Genomic DNA, 13,698 nt, shown 5'->3' on the forward strand with positions numbered 1-13,698 from the left:
CGGCCGCGTTCGTGCCGATGCTCGCCACGGGCGTGTTCGGCGGGATCGGCACCTACAGCAACATCGGCCACGCCTACGGCAAGGGAACCGCGCTCGGTGCGCTCGCCGCCGGTGAGGGTGCCACGGCCGTGCTCGCCCTGGTCCTGCTCGGCCTGACCATGCTGGGGCAGTCCTCCCCGCGGATCGTGCGCGCCGGACTGTGGGCGCTTCCCGCTGCTGCCGCCGCCATGGGCGCGATGGCCGCGCCCGATCCGGGCCGTACCGTCATCTACGCCCTGACCCCCATGGGCATGTCGGTGTCGGCAGAGGGCATGGCGTTCCTGGCCCGCCGGATCGTGGTGCACACCGACGGCCGTGACGCGGAGAACGAGCGCCGCACGGCCGATCTGGTGCAGGCGCTCGCCTACCACCGCGCCCGCGCCACCCAGCACCCCAGCAACCGGGTCAGGACGTGGTCGGAGCGCAAGTCGTGGCGCCTGGCCCGCAAGGTCGGCGTCGGTGACACCGCGCTCGGATCGAGGCTGCTCGACGTTCAGCGCGACCGGGTGACCGCCGGTGCCGATGCCGCCCTTGCCTCGATGTTCGGCAGCACCACCACCGCCCCCGCCCTCGACCAAGCACCGCCTGCGAATGCGGAGGAATCAACCGAGACCAACATGAAACGGTCTACGGCTGAGCAGGGGGAATCGACCCCGGGCCCGGTGGTGACGCTGACCCGGCTGACGGTGCCGGATCCGGTCGCGGTCGACCTGGGCAAGTCGATCTCTCCGCTCAAGCCCCTGCCCGCGATCCCCGCCCCGATCGACCCGGCACCCGCCAAGCCGGTGCGGCGGTCCGTGGCGGCGGAATCGACCCCGCCACGCCGCCGCGCGACCGGTCGACTCCCCGAGGTGGCCCGTACGCCGCGCCCCAAGCGCACCCCGGAACAACTCCTCGACGAGGCGCGGTCGGCTACGGCTAATTGGCCGGACGCGAAGGTGACCGCCGAGGGCATCCGCCGCGCGATCCACACATCGCCCGCGAACGCCCGCAGGCTGCGTGACGCCCTGCTCGCCGAACGCGCGACCACAGCCGCCTGATGGGGGCGCTGCCGGTGTTCCGGTGGCACCTCGCCCCGGACGGATTCGCCACCCGCCGCCAACTCCGCGCACAAGGGTTGCGCCCGGGTGGTCAGGGCGTGGCCGCGACCCTTGAACGCCCCCGCCGTCGGCGGGGGCCGCTGGTCGCCTACCTCTACCGCATCGACCAGGCCAAGCCCGTTCGGCCGATGACCCCGGCCCGGTGGGCGGCCCTGGCCAAAGCCAATCGTGCCCGCCGTATCTGCCCCACCTGCCGCCGCGATGCGGGCTACGTCATCCCGCCCTCACTCGGCATGTGCACCCCCTGTGCCTTCCCCGAACCCTCCCAAGCTGTGAGGAGTGCCTGACATGGGCAAGCCCGACACCCGCCGCCTGGACCGCGAGATCCAGCAGACGACCCGCAAGCTCGAAGCGGTCCAGCAGCGCGAGATGTGGCCGCTGAACGGCGCCGAACGCCGCGCCGTGGTCGGCGCCCTGGCCGGCGGCTCCTACCGCGTCGTGAGGGGCCGCAGCACCGACCGCGCCGAACGCCGACTGGAGACGGCGTGGAATGCGGCACAGACCCGGCTCATCGCGGAGCTGACCGCGTTGCAGACCGAGCGTCAGCGGATCGTCAACGAGCACGCCCAGGCCCGGGCGGCGAAGAAGTCCTCGGGGTGGTGGTGACCATGGCCGTCCCCGAGACGCCTCCCGGCGAGTGCCCGCAGTGCTGGCAGCACGCTCACGACCGCAGCGCGCACCGTCACTTGAAGCCGCGTGAGGACTGCCCGCAGTGCGTTGACCACATGGTCAACGGCCACCCCTACATCGTGCCCAAGACGTCGTCGGGGTGGTGGTGAGCATGCCGCGCACCGCACACACGACCGCTCCGAATTCGCACTTTCACTGCCCGGACTGCGGGCCGCTGGTCTTCGGCGTGACCCGGGCCATCTGCGGCCACGTCATCCCCGCCCCGGTTGTCGGCGACGGCCCCGAGCGCAAGTGCCCGGCCTGCAAGGCGGTCCTGCGCGCCCACAAGGCCAGCCACCGCCGCTAACCCCTTCGGGCGCCGGACTTCTGCCGCGCCGGCGCCCGTCTCTCGTCTTCTCGCCCCGTTCGGGGCAGTCAGGAGTCTTCCCGTCATGGGTGACAACGTCGTTCACCTGCACAAGCACACCGACCCGCCCGCCGACACCGCGTCCGTGACCACGCTGACCGTGGTCCCGGACCCCGCCCCGCCCGCACCCGTGCCGCTGTGGGTGCGCTCCGGGCGGGCCATCAAGACCGCCGCCACCCACGAGAACACCAAGACCGTCATGCGCGGGGTGGCCCGCCACAGCCTCTACACGTTCAACGGGGGCCGGATCGTGGCCCGCCGTACCTGGGACGGCCGCACCGGCTCCCGCTACGAGCGGTACATGCGCGCGGCGGAAGCCGCGGGGAACATGGAGCTGGCCGCCGAGTGGGAGGAGCGGTTGCAGCGCTTCCGCGACGCCCGGCACCGCCGCCGCATGGACCTGCTGCACTCGCCCATGGACGCGGCCAAAGCGGTCGGGGTCGGCGCCGGAATGAGCGTTGGCCTGCTGGTCGCCCTGGGCGTGGTGATGGCGCTCAACACCAAGCAGGTCGGGGATGTCATCACCCCGCTCAGCGCCACCATCGAGTTCATCGGCACCCTCATGCGGATCGTGCAGATCGTCTGGGGCCCGGCCATCACCATCGGCCCGTTCCTCGCCCTGCTCGCCCTGTGGGCGGTGGGCCGCAAGCAGCAGGCCGCACCCCAGTGGGCCCTTCCCGCGAACGTCCGCTCGGGTGAGGGGGAGCCGATCACGCCGTCCATCGTGGTCAAGGCCCTGCGCGACCTGGGCATCGCTTCGCTGAAGAACGCCATCAAGGAGATGGGCGACGCCGGTGCCTCGATGCTCGGCCCCATCCGCATCGCTGGCTGCGGGGTGGAAGTCGACGTGACCCTTCCCTCGGGTGTGGCGACCAACGAGGTACAGAAGCGGCGCCGCAAGCTCGCCGAGAACCTCACCCGCCACGAACACGAGCTGTTCATCACCATCCCGGAAGCGGCCCGGACGGTGCGGCTGTGGATCGCCGATTCCGGGGCGCTGGACGAGCCGATCGGCCCGTCCCCGCTGGTCACCGACGAGACCCTGACCGCGAACTACAAGACCGGTAAGGCTCCGTGGGGGCAGGACCTGCGCGGCGACGCGGCCATGATCAGCCTGTATCAGCGCCACCTGCTGGTTACGGGGCTGTCGAACCAGGGCAAGACCGCCGCCGTGCGCGCGCTCGCCCTGTGGCTGGCCCTCGACCGCACGGTGAAGTTCTGGATCGCCGACCTCAAGGGCGTGGGCGACTGGGCCATGTTCGACGGCATCGCCGAAGTCCTGATCGAGGGCCCCTCCGACAGCCACTGCATTCAGGCGACCGAGATGGTCGAGGACGCGGTGGAGGAGATGAACCGGCGGATCGAGGCGCGCCGCAAGGACCCTTCCCTCTTGTTCCCGCCGCTGATTGTGCTGGTGGACGAGGCGCAGAAGGCGTTCATGTGCCCGGCAAAGGGTGAGGACGGCCGCCCCTACGGCGGGTCCAAGGCCACGTCCCGGTACTTCATGGCCGTGCGCGAGATCCACAACCAGGGCCGTGCGGTCGACGTGCTGATGTGGCAGGGCACGCAGGACCCCACCGACCAGAACCTTCCCAAGCTGGTCCGCGAGGGCGCCCACACCCGCGCCTCCCTCGTGGTGGGCACCGAATCGCAGGCAGCAATGGCGCTCGGCGACAAGGCCGTCAACGCCGGTGCCGCTCCGCACCTGCTGCGCCAGGGCCTGGACAAGGGCACCCTCGTGGTCGCTTCCGACGGCATCACCATCCCCGCCGGCCAGCCCTCCATCACCGTGCGAACCCACTTCATCGACGACGACCCGGCCAAGGAGGTCGCGGGCCGGGCCAAGGCCCTGCGCGACGGGGTCACCACCCTGCGCGTGGTCGACCAGGGCGAGGAGCGTGACGCGCTCGCCGACGTCGCGGCCGTCATCGGCGATGAGGCCCGGCTGCGCACCAATGAAGTCCTCAAGCGGCTGCACGCCCTGGACCCGAAGGTCTACGGCGACCAGTGGACCAACGACCGGCTCAAGGCACTGCTGGAGGAGCACGGCGAGGAGCCGAAGAAGTCGCACGGCGTCATGGTCGTCCACCGTGACCACGTCGCGCGGGCGCTCGCCAACCGCGACACCGACGGTTCCGCTTCCGCCGCCCAGTAGCGGGGAGGCAAGGCCGTCCGGCCCGGGGAGGCGGGGAGAACTCCCCAACCCCCTCCCCACGCCGCCTCCCCCGCGTTGATCAGCGAAAACACCGTGTCGGGGAGGCGGGGAGCCTACCTGCGCAGACCCCCGAAACACCCCCTACAGCGCACCCCGAAGGGTGTGCCGTTGCCTCCCCCAACACCCTGTCGAAGGGATTCCGCATGCACCCCGACCACACCCACGGCGCGCTCGCACAGCGGGCCGTGGAAGTTCACCACCCGACCCCGCTCCCGCCCGCCGTGGCCGTGCCGGCGCCGGTCGTCCCGGTCCAGCCGGGCAGCGCTCCGGCCGTTGCGAGCGTCGTCCTGCCCGACGGCCGGGTCGTCACCGGCTACGCCATCAACCCCGCCCAGCCCGAGCCGGTCACCGCCAAGCCGCCCGTCTCCCGTGCGGCGGTGAACGTCGCCCTCGGCGGCGTCGGGTTCCTCGCGGTGTGCGGCGGGCTGATCCTGCTCACCTCGTTCATCGCCGCGCTCACTGCGTTCGTCACCCAACTGATCACCCTGGCCGCCGTCATCTTCGGCGGATGGATCGCCGTGCAGATCTTCAGCGCGAACGGCCACCAGGGCGGAACCACCGTGAACATCCGCAAGGCCACGTTCAAGCGCAACTACTTCCACGGCTGAGCCGAGAAACGAGAGCCGAACATGTTCGAGACCTTCGAGACCATCCGCTACACCGCTGACGTGGTGTGCATCCGGGGCGGCGCCGTCCTGCTCATCGAGCGGGGATGGCCGCCGCACAAGGGACAGCTCGCCCTGCCGGGCGGGCACGTCGACCCCGGCGAGACCTCTCGCGCCGCCGCCGCGCGCGAGCTGCTGGAGGAGACCGGCGTCCACGTCGACCCCTGGGACCTGAGCCTGATCGGCATCTACGACGCCCCCGACCGCGACCCGCGCGGCCGGTACGTCACCGCCGCCTACCTGGTCGTCGTCCCCGACGACACCACCGCACAGGCAGGAGACGACGCCGCCGCCGTCCGCTGGATCCCGCTCGACAGCGCCCGGGGCCTCGCGTTCGACCACACGGACATCGTCACCACCGCGCGGCTCCGGCAGAACTGCCCCTTCTAGCTACGCCAAGGGCGGCCCCCACCTCACGCCAATGAACGCGGGGCCGCCCTTGTCTCCAGTCCTCAACAGACCTGTTGGAGGTCTCCCAGCATGACGCAGCCCACCACCCTCCTGCGAGCCTTACCGGCGGGAGCTCCCGCCGCGGGCGGGATGCGGTTCTACCTGACCACCCACAAACGGCACTGGGTCAAGCTCACCAACGTGCCGCTGTTCCTGAAGTCCGAGCACTTTGCCGCCGCGGCCAAGCTGTACCCGGCACGCGGCCGGTACGCGGTCGACTCCGGCGGCTTCTCGGAACTCCAGCGCCACGGCCGCTGGACCCGCAGCCCGCGCCAGTACGTGGACGACCTGCGGCGCATCTGGGAATACGTCGGCCCCTACGACTGGGCTGCCGGTCAGGACTGGATGTGTGAGGACCTCATCATCCACGGCGGCACGGCAGGCCCTCTGAAGTTCGCCGGGACTCACCTGAGTGTGCCGGAGCACCAGCGGCGCACCGTGCACAACTTCCTCGACCTGCGCTCCCTCGCACCGACCCTGCGGATCATCCCCACCCTTCAGGGCCGCACCGTGGCGGAGTACCACGCGTGCGCGGACCTGTACGAGAGCTACGGCGTCGACCTGCGCCAGGAACCCACCGTCGGGCTGGGCTCCGTGTGCCGACTTCAGTCCACCAAACAAGGGGCTGCGATCGTCACCGCGATGGCCGCCCGCGGCTACCGCCTGCACGGCTTCGGCTTCAAAATCCTCGGCCTGGAACGCGTCGGGCACCTGCTCGCCTCCGCAGACTCCGCGGCCTGGAGCTACCACGCCCGCAAGCGGCCCCCGCTGCCCGGCCACCCGCACAAGAACTGTGCCAACTGCATCGACTACGCCCTGATGTGGCGCACGCGAGTGATCAGCGCCATCCCCACCCACCGGCAAACGCTGCTCACCGACCGGAGCGCAGCATGAACCAGCCCCTGACCGTAGATCTGTCGTGCCTGCCGCTGCTCGCCTCAGCCCTCACCGCGGCGGAACGCGGCTGGCCCGTCATCCCCCTGCACCCGCAGGCAAAGCGGCCCGCCGGGCACCCAGAACGGGCCTGCGCCCGCACCGGCCGCTGCACCAATGGGCACCGCAAGCCCGAGCAGCGCGCCACCACCAACCCCGACCTCATCCACGCCACATGGGCGTCCCGCCCGTACAACGTGGGCATCGCGACCGGCCCGGCCGGGCTGCTCGTCCTCGACCTGGACGTGTGTAAGCCCGAAGAACCAGAAGGAGCGCCTGACGGCGCCACTTCGTTTGCGGCGCTCTGCGAGCGCACCGGCAAGGTCGTCCCCACTACCTACCGGGTGCGGACCGCGCGCGGTGGGGAGCATCTGTACTTCGCCGCCCCGACCGGGGTGCGGTTGAAGTGCAGCGCGGGCCGTCTCGGGCCGCACATCGACACCCGCGCGTGGGGCGGCTACGTCGTCGCCCCCGGCAGCACCACCCCCCACGGCCCCTACGAGGTCACCTGTGATGCTCCCGTAGCCGAACTGCCCGCTTGGTTGGCCGCGTTGCTCACGGAGCCTCAGAGGGCCGCTCAGGTGCCGGTGCGGGTCCATGACGGCACCCTCGCCGCCCGGACCGCCCTGGAACGTGAGTGCGCGGTCATCGCCGCCGCCACCGAGGGCGGGCCGGACGGCAGGAACAACACGCTGCACCGCAGCGCCTGCAAGGTGGCACGGTTCGTGGCCTGGGGCGACATCCCCCGGCACGTGGTGGAGCAGGCAATCCAGGGGGCGGGGGAGGCTACCGGCCTGCCGCCGGCCGAGTGCCGCACCACCATCCGCAGCGCGCTCGACTGGGTCATCGCCCACGCCACCCCACGGGAGGCGGCATGACGACCCCCACTCCCCCCGCCCTGGATTGCCCCACCCACACCCCGGACCGGCCGCACTCCGCCCCACAGCCTGTGGACACGGTGGCCGTGGGCGAGCCGAAAGGCGCCGCCCGCAAGGGCGTCGTCTCTGCCCTTCGTTCTGACCCGCACCGCGACGACGGCCGCCGCCCCGTCGCGTGGCTGCACATCACCGCACCGCGTGGCGCCATCCCCACCGCCACCTCCACGTGCGCGTGCGGACGCGACCGCTCAGCCATCGGCAAGCCGCGGGTGCTCGCCCTGATCGACGACCACACCGCACACCGGAACACCTGCCCGCTCCGGAGCTCCCAGGAAGGAAGGGCCGCCGCATGACCGACCCCATCGACGGCGCCGCGCTGCTCGACGAAGTGGAAGCCTTCCACCGCCGCTTCAACGTCTTCCCCACTGACGCCGCATTCGTCGCGGTCGCCCTGTGGGACGCGCACGCCCACCTGCTCGACTGCTTCGACTCCACCCCCCGCATCGCGTTCCTGTCACCGGAACCGGGGTCGGGAAAGACACGGGCGCTGGAGATCGTAGAAACGCTCGTGCCGCAGCCCATGACGGCCGTCAACGCGTCCGCCGCTGCCCTGTTCCGGTCCGTCTCCAGCGGCAACGGCAAGCCCACCATCCTGTTCGACGAGATCGACACCGTCTTCGGACCCAAGGCAGGGGACAACGAGGAGCTACGCGGCTTCCTCAACGCCGGACACCGGCGCACCGGGGTCACCTACCGGTGCATCGGCGACGGCGGGCAGCAGACCGTGCAGGCCTTCCCCTCGTACTGCGCGGTCGCGGTCGCCGGTCTCGGCTCCCTGCCCGACACGATCCTGAGCCGTTCCGTCGTCATCCGCATGCGTCGCCGTGCGAGGAACGAGAAGGTGGAGCCGTTCCGGGCCCGCATTCACGAGGCACAGGGCCACAAGCTCCGTGACCGGCTCGCCACGTGGGCAGAGCAGGCACGCGAGTACGTCATGGGAGCCTGGCCGGACATGCCCGACGGGGTCAGCGACCGGCCGGCGGACGTGTGGGAACCCCTGCTCGCCGTTGCTGACGCGGCCGGCGGCGCCTGGCCCGAGCGGGCACGCGCGGCCTGCGTGACGCTGGTGACCGCCTCCAAGGCCAACGACAAAGGCAGTCTCGGAGTCCGGCTGCTGACCGACCTGCGCGACCACGTCATGGTCGGCATCGACCGCCTGCCCACCGTCGCCATCCTCGACCGGCTCAACGCCCTCGACGATGCCCCGTGGGCGGACTTGCACGGCAAGCCTCTCGATAACCGGCGGCTGTCGCGGATGCTCGCGGAGTACATGACGGCTGACAACGAGCCCATCACGTCCCGGAACATCAAGGCCGCCGGGAGCGTGCTCAAGGGCTACTACGCCGCCGATCTGTGGGACGCGTGGGCCCGCTACTGCCCCCCACCCGCGGAAAGTCCGCTACCTCCGCTACCGGGCACTGAAAACGCTGCCTGACCAGCACTAACGCGGTAGCGGCAACCGGCCATGGTTGCCGCTACCGCGCCGCTACCCATCCGCTACCGCTACCCCTTCCCGCTACCGCAATCAGGCCCCTGACCTGCGCGGTAGCGGCGGTAGCGGAAGTAGCGGCCCTCAGAGAGACCCCCGACGGACTGTCCCGGAGGAGTCACTGCATGAGCCCTGCCCTGCCCACCACCCACCAGGCGCTGACGGTCCCTGAGGTCATGACGGCTCTCCGCCTGAGCCGCTTCAAGGTCTACGACCTGATCCGCTCCAAGCAGCTCCCGAGCTTCACCGTCGGCCGGGCCCGCCGGGTCCCCGCCGACGCGGTCCAAGCCTTCATGCAAAACCGACTGGAGGAGGCCGCCTGATGGCCAAGCGCGCCAACGGCGAAGGCAGCATCACGATCCGCAAGGACGGCACGTACCACGGCCGCGTGTACGTGACGACGACCAGCGGCATCCGCAAGCGCGTCTCGGTCTATGGCAAGACCCGCGACGAAGTGCGCCAGAAGATCACCGAACTCCAGGCGCAGGAGAACCAGGGCATCCCGGTGCCCGACACGAACATGAACCTGGAGGACTACCTGACCTACTGGCTCGCGACCGTGGTGAAGGTCCACCGCCGCCCCAAGACCTACCAGGGCTACGAGAGCGTGGCCCGTGTCCACCTGGTCCCCGGGCTGGGCCGCAAGAAGATCCGTACCCTGCGGGCCGCCGAGGTCCGGACGTGGCTGGCCCGCGTTGCCTCCGAGTGCCAGTGCTGCAAGCACGGCTGGGACAAGGAACGGCCCGAGCCGCAGTGCTGCGCGGCGGGGGAGTGCTGCAAGGCTCTGCTGTCCCGTCGCATGGTGCAGTCCATCCACGCCGTACTTCGCAATGCGCTCCAGAACGCCGTACGAGAGGAACTGATCGTGCGGAATGTCGCCCAGCTCGTGCAGGTCCCCACGCCCTCATATGACACCGGGAAGGGACTCAGCGTCGCTGACGCCAGGCTTCTCATTCGGGAGTCGGCCGAGGACCGGTTGCATGCGCTGTACGTGCTTGCCCTGGTCCTGGGGATGCGCCGGGGCGAGCTGCTCGGGCTGCGCTGGGACGCGGTCGACCTGGACCGCGAAACGCTGATCGTGGAGCGGGCGCTACAGCGCGTCGACGGTGAGCTGAGGCTGGTCAAGCCCAAGACTCCCGCTTCAGTCCGTACCGTGCCTCTCCCGCCCGTTGTCGTGAAGGCGCTCACCGACCACCGCGAGCGACAGGCGCAGGAGCGGGCCGCCGCCGGCATGGAGTGGAAGGAACACGGGCTGATCTTCACGTCCCGCATCGGCACCCCTTTGGAGCCGGACAACCTGCGGCGGAGCTGGCACCCGCTGCGCGCACGGCTGGGGCTGGAGATCCGGTTTCACGACCTCCGGCACTCCGCCGTCTCACTCCTGCTCGACCTCGGGGTGCCGCCGCACATCGTCCGCCAGATCGTCGGCCACAGCGATATCGGAGTGACCATGAAGGTCTACGCCCACGCGTCGCTGGACGAACAGCGGAAGGCGCTCCGGAAGCTCGGGGACACCCTCTCGTGAGGGCGTTGGCGTACCGGTTGGCGTAGACGGCACGAAAGAGCCCCTCTCCGGTTGTGACGGAGAGGGGCTCACGCCCTGGTCAGGGCTGCGGTGGCTGGGGCCGGGGTCGAACCGGCGACCTTCCGCTTTTCAGGCGGACGCTCGTACCAACTGAGCTACCCAGCCACGAGGTTTCACGTGAAACCTCAGCGGTCCTGACGGGATTTGAACCCGCGGCCTCCACCTTGACAGGGTGGCGAGCACTCCAAACTGCTCCACAGGACCAAGCTTCGTACGACAGTGTCGCACAGGGTGGTGCGTGCCCCCAACGGGATTCGAACCCGTGCTACCGCCTTGAAAGGGCGGCGTCCTAGGCCGCTAGACGATGAGGGCTATCGGCCCGCCTGGGCGCTTCTCAGCGCGTCGGGGACGTGAGAAGCATATGGGATGGCGGGAGCTATCGCCAAAACGGTTTAGGGGGAGGGGCGCGCGGGAGAGGGGGTGGCCTCCCTGGAGGTGCCGGGGGAGGGGCTCGGGGAGTTGCTCGGGGAGTTGCTCGGGGAGGGGGTCGCGCCCGGCTGGTTCTCCTCCGCCAGGTGGCGGCTGACCTCGGCTGTCGTGAGGCCGAGACCGCCCAGTTCGATCTCGTCCCAGGCCTGCAGGCGGCGGGTGTCGCGGTCGAAGTAGAGGATCGACGCCTCGATGGGGTCCGGGTGCTCGCCCTCGATCGCGCGCAGTCCGCTGCCGCCCGTGGAGCCCTCGATCCGGAGCCGTGTGCCGTAGGTCAGGATCTCCATCTCGTCGTGGTGGATGTGCCCGGCCAGGACCAGGGGCACGGTCCCGTCGACCTCGCGGGCCGCCGACGGTTCGTGGGCGATGGCCACGTCGACCGGGGTGCCGGCGGCGCTCTGGTCGCGCAGGGCCGTCGCCAGGCGGGCTCCGGCCAGCTCCTGGGACCGGTCGCCACCGGCCTGCTGGGAGCGGTCCGGGGTGAACTGGGGGTCGCCGATCCCGGCGAAGCGCAGCCCCTTGATCGTCTTCGCCCGGCCGCCGTCCAGGACGTGGACGTTCTCCAGGCCCTCCAGATAGCGCTGGGTGATCATCGAGTCGTGGTTGCCGCGCACCCAGACGTAGGGGGCTCCGAGGTGCTCCACGGGGTCGAGGAAGCCGTTCTCGGCGGCGGTCCCGTGGTCCATCGTGTCGCCCGAGTCGACGATCACGTCCACCTTGTACTGCTCCACCAGCGAGGCGATGATCTTCCAGCTCGCCGGGTTGAGGTGGATGTCGGAGACGTGCAGCACCCGGAGGGTGGAGGGGTCGGGCGCGTAGGCGGGGAGGGTGGAGGTGGCGTCGTAGAGCTTGGTCACGTTGGTGACCAGGCGGGCGAGCTCCTTCTGGTAGACGTCGAACTCCGTGACGATGCTGCGCGCGTTGCCGACCAGTGACGGGGCCGAGGTGAGCAGTCCGGAGAACCTGGGTTCCAGGACGGAGTCGGGGCGCCAGGTGGCGTACGCCGTGCCGCCCGAGGCGGCGAGCAGGGCGAGGGCGAGTCCGCCGGCGGCCACGGCGCGGCGGGGCCGGCGGTAGACCACGAGGCCCAGGGCGGTGGCTCCCGCGACGACCGCGACGCCCGAGCGTACGGCCAGGTCGAGGGTGCCGCGACCGACGTCGTCGGTGACCTCGTCCGGGAGGCCGGAGAGGCGTTCGGGGTGGTCGACCAGGGCCTGGGAGCGGTCCGGGTCGAGCTGGTCGACGTTGACGTCCAGGCGGACGGGGGCGACGTGGCTGTCCAGCTCCAGCGCGCCCAGGGGGGAGATGTTGATCTTCGTGCCGCCGGTGAGGGAGGGGCGCAGGGTCATGGTCGTGTTCATGGGGCCGACCGGGACCCGGACGTTGCCGACGACCAGCAGGCCGAGCCACGCGCCGCACAGGACGACGGCCACGAGACCCGCCGCGCGGGCCCAGGGGTGCGGCTGCGGCACGAGCGCGATCGTGGCGGGTGCCTGGCGCGAGCGGTAGCGGCGGGCCAGGGCGCGCGGGACTCTGCGGATCGGGTTCAGGACACTCCGGACAGCGGCGGGGACGCGGGCCATTGGTCCCGTATGCCCATGTCCCGGGGCGGGTATGCGGCGCCGGGAGGCTCTCGTACGGAGGTGTCGTGGCTGACAATGGGCCTGTGCTGGAGATGACGCGCGAGGAGTTCGAGGAACTGGTCGCCGAGGCGCTGGACCGGATCCCGCCCGAGCTGACGCGCCTGATGGACAACGTCGCGGTGTTCGTGGAGGACGAGCCGCCGGCGGACGATCCCGAGCTGCTCGGGCTGTACGAGGGGACTCCGCTGACCGACCGGGGTGAGTGGTACGCCGGTGTGCTGCCGGACCGGATCACCGTCTACCGGAATCCGACGCTGCGGATGTGCGCGTCGCGTGAGGACGTCGTCGCCGAGACGGAGATCACCGTGGTGCATGAGATCGCGCACCACTTCGGCATCGACGACGAGCGTCTTCACGCGCTGGGATACGGCTGAGCGGGTTGTGAATGCGGGGCGCGTGTCCTCTTGTGGGCGGCGGGAGTTGGAGGTGTTGACTCCATCACCCTTCCCGGAGGTGGCCCCGTGCGCCCCTTGTACGTAACCGTCCGCCTGGCCGCCACGGTCGTGGCCGTCGCCGCTGCCGCCGGTTGTATGAGCGTCGGCGACGACGACGCGGGCGGGAGCGCCAAGCCGTCGCGCTCCGCCGCGCAGCGGGCCGGCGAGGGGGTGGACGGCGGGTCGGTGGTGTCGGGCGGGGCCGGCGGGCGCGGTCCGGCGGCCGACGGCAGGCACGGGCGCGGCAAGGGCGAGAAGGGCACGAAGGGGAAGAAGGGCGAGCGCGGGCGAAAGGAGTCGGCGTCGCCCGACGCGTCGCCCGCCCCCGAGGCGAGCGCGTCCATGACGGGTGGCCAGAAGCCGGGGAAGCCGGCCGGACCGACGCCGAAACCGCCAGCTCCGCCCGTCCCCACGCGGACGCCCGAGCCGGAGCCCACACCGACGCCGCAGGAACCGACGGCGTCACCGGAGCCGACGGCGAAGCCCGAGCCTTCGTCGTCGGCGCACGAGCCGCCGGTGCCGCAGCTGGTCCAGCGGGAGCCGGCGCCCGAGGCGGGATGGCCGGCGTAGGGGTGGAGGCGAGTTGCGTAGGTCACATCGGATGGCGGGAAGTTGTCCGTGGGACGGGGGGTCGAGAGGTGCCGGGACGTGCCCCCGTGCGTTCCCGCTGTTGCCGTCCGCGCCGTGGGTTTGCCTTGTGGGGCCCGGACTGCGTATGGTGGCAGATCGTTTGATCCCATCT

Annotated in this window: 17 protein-coding genes and 3 tRNA genes; 16 read left to right on the top strand and 4 right to left on the bottom strand. The window is 70.9% G+C overall.

The annotated features are described in order from the left end of the window. Positions 1-17: 17 nt before the first annotated feature. The 14 genes from ACFW6P_RS03870 (at position 18) to xerC (ending at position 10,390) form a co-directional block, all read left to right on the top strand. Positions 18-1,079, top strand: a complete 1,062-nt coding sequence (locus ACFW6P_RS03870) for a conjugal transfer protein (RefSeq protein WP_386422887.1) — start codon at positions 18-20, stop codon at positions 1,077-1,079. After that, the gene (locus ACFW6P_RS03875) at positions 1,079-1,426 is read left to right on the top strand and encodes an RRQRL motif-containing zinc-binding protein (protein WP_386422848.1); all 348 of its coding nucleotides are present in this window, start codon (positions 1,079-1,081) and stop codon (positions 1,424-1,426) included. Before ACFW6P_RS03870 ends, ACFW6P_RS03875 begins: the two co-directional genes overlap by 1 nt. A 1-nt stretch (position 1,427) precedes the next feature. Continuing rightward, positions 1,428-1,745 (top strand): hypothetical protein, encoded by a 318-nt coding sequence (locus tag ACFW6P_RS03880; RefSeq protein ID WP_386422850.1) that lies wholly within the window; start codon positions 1,428-1,430, stop codon positions 1,743-1,745. 2 nt (positions 1,746-1,747) lie between these two features. Beyond that, entirely contained in the window at positions 1,748-1,918 is a 171-nt protein-coding gene (locus ACFW6P_RS03885; RefSeq protein WP_386422852.1) for a pRL2-8, read from the top strand. A gap of 2 nt (positions 1,919-1,920) precedes the next feature. Next, the gene (locus tag ACFW6P_RS03890; RefSeq protein WP_386422854.1) at positions 1,921-2,115 is read left to right on the top strand and encodes a hypothetical protein; all 195 of its coding nucleotides are present in this window, start codon (positions 1,921-1,923) and stop codon (positions 2,113-2,115) included. An 85-nt stretch (positions 2,116-2,200) separates the two neighbouring features. Further along, a complete protein-coding gene (locus tag ACFW6P_RS03895) occupies positions 2,201-4,330 on the top strand; it encodes an FtsK/SpoIIIE domain-containing protein (protein ID WP_386422856.1) in 2,130 nt (709 codons plus the stop codon). 203 nt (positions 4,331-4,533) lie between these two features. After that, complete coding sequence (locus tag ACFW6P_RS03900) at positions 4,534-4,998, top strand: hypothetical protein (protein ID WP_386422858.1); 465 nt, start codon at positions 4,534-4,536, stop codon at positions 4,996-4,998. Positions 4,999-5,019: 21 nt separating this feature from the next. Then, positions 5,020-5,445, top strand: coding sequence for an NUDIX domain-containing protein (locus ACFW6P_RS03905; protein ID WP_386422860.1), 426 nt, complete (start codon positions 5,020-5,022; stop codon positions 5,443-5,445). Positions 5,446-5,535: 90 nt separating this feature from the next. Beyond that, positions 5,536-6,399: a hypothetical protein gene (locus ACFW6P_RS03910; protein ID WP_386422861.1), complete on the top strand. Its 864-nt coding sequence runs from the start codon at positions 5,536-5,538 to the stop codon at positions 6,397-6,399. Next, a complete protein-coding gene (locus tag ACFW6P_RS03915) occupies positions 6,396-7,316 on the top strand; it encodes a bifunctional DNA primase/polymerase (RefSeq protein ID WP_386422863.1) in 921 nt (306 codons plus the stop codon). The genes ACFW6P_RS03910 and ACFW6P_RS03915 overlap by 4 nt, the downstream gene beginning before the upstream one ends. Continuing rightward, the gene (locus ACFW6P_RS03920; protein ID WP_386422864.1) at positions 7,313-7,669 is read left to right on the top strand and encodes a hypothetical protein; all 357 of its coding nucleotides are present in this window, start codon (positions 7,313-7,315) and stop codon (positions 7,667-7,669) included. Before ACFW6P_RS03915 ends, ACFW6P_RS03920 begins: the two co-directional genes overlap by 4 nt. Then, positions 7,666-8,811 (top strand): DUF3631 domain-containing protein, encoded by a 1,146-nt coding sequence (locus ACFW6P_RS03925; protein ID WP_386422866.1) that lies wholly within the window; start codon positions 7,666-7,668, stop codon positions 8,809-8,811. The genes ACFW6P_RS03920 and ACFW6P_RS03925 overlap by 4 nt, the downstream gene beginning before the upstream one ends. Positions 8,812-8,990: 179 nt before the next feature. Further along, entirely contained in the window at positions 8,991-9,188 is a 198-nt protein-coding gene (locus tag ACFW6P_RS03930; protein ID WP_190052674.1) for a helix-turn-helix domain-containing protein, read from the top strand. Beyond that, positions 9,188-10,390, top strand: a complete 1,203-nt coding sequence (gene xerC, locus ACFW6P_RS03935; protein ID WP_386422868.1) for a tyrosine recombinase XerC — start codon at positions 9,188-9,190, stop codon at positions 10,388-10,390. The genes ACFW6P_RS03930 and xerC overlap by 1 nt, the downstream gene beginning before the upstream one ends. Before the next feature lie 91 nt (positions 10,391-10,481). Here the strand turns inward: xerC and ACFW6P_RS03940 are convergent. From ACFW6P_RS03940 to ACFW6P_RS03955, 4 genes are all read right to left on the bottom strand, one after another. Beyond that, positions 10,482-10,555 (bottom strand) — tRNA-Phe (locus ACFW6P_RS03940). A gap of 24 nt (positions 10,556-10,579) precedes the next feature. After that, positions 10,580-10,654, bottom strand: a tRNA-Asp gene (locus ACFW6P_RS03945). 35 nt (positions 10,655-10,689) lie between these two features. After that, positions 10,690-10,762, bottom strand: a tRNA-Glu gene (locus ACFW6P_RS03950). Between the two features lie 80 nt (positions 10,763-10,842). After that, entirely contained in the window at positions 10,843-12,462 is a 1,620-nt protein-coding gene (locus tag ACFW6P_RS03955; RefSeq protein ID WP_386422869.1) for a metallophosphoesterase, read from the bottom strand. Positions 12,463-12,545: 83 nt separating this feature from the next. Between ACFW6P_RS03955 and ACFW6P_RS03960 the strand changes: the two genes are divergently transcribed. Together ACFW6P_RS03960 and ACFW6P_RS03965 are read left to right on the top strand one after the other, a co-directional pair. Further along, the gene (locus tag ACFW6P_RS03960) at positions 12,546-12,896 is read left to right on the top strand and encodes a metallopeptidase family protein (RefSeq protein ID WP_386349337.1); all 351 of its coding nucleotides are present in this window, start codon (positions 12,546-12,548) and stop codon (positions 12,894-12,896) included. Positions 12,897-12,983: 87 nt separating this feature from the next. Further along, positions 12,984-13,526 (top strand): hypothetical protein, encoded by a 543-nt coding sequence (locus ACFW6P_RS03965; protein ID WP_386348823.1) that lies wholly within the window; start codon positions 12,984-12,986, stop codon positions 13,524-13,526. The last annotated feature ends 172 nt before the right edge of the window (positions 13,527-13,698 follow it).

The sequence above is a fragment of the Streptomyces sp. NPDC058741 genome (assembly GCF_042746715.1).
Taxonomy (GTDB): domain Bacteria; phylum Actinomycetota; class Actinomycetes; order Streptomycetales; family Streptomycetaceae; genus Streptomyces.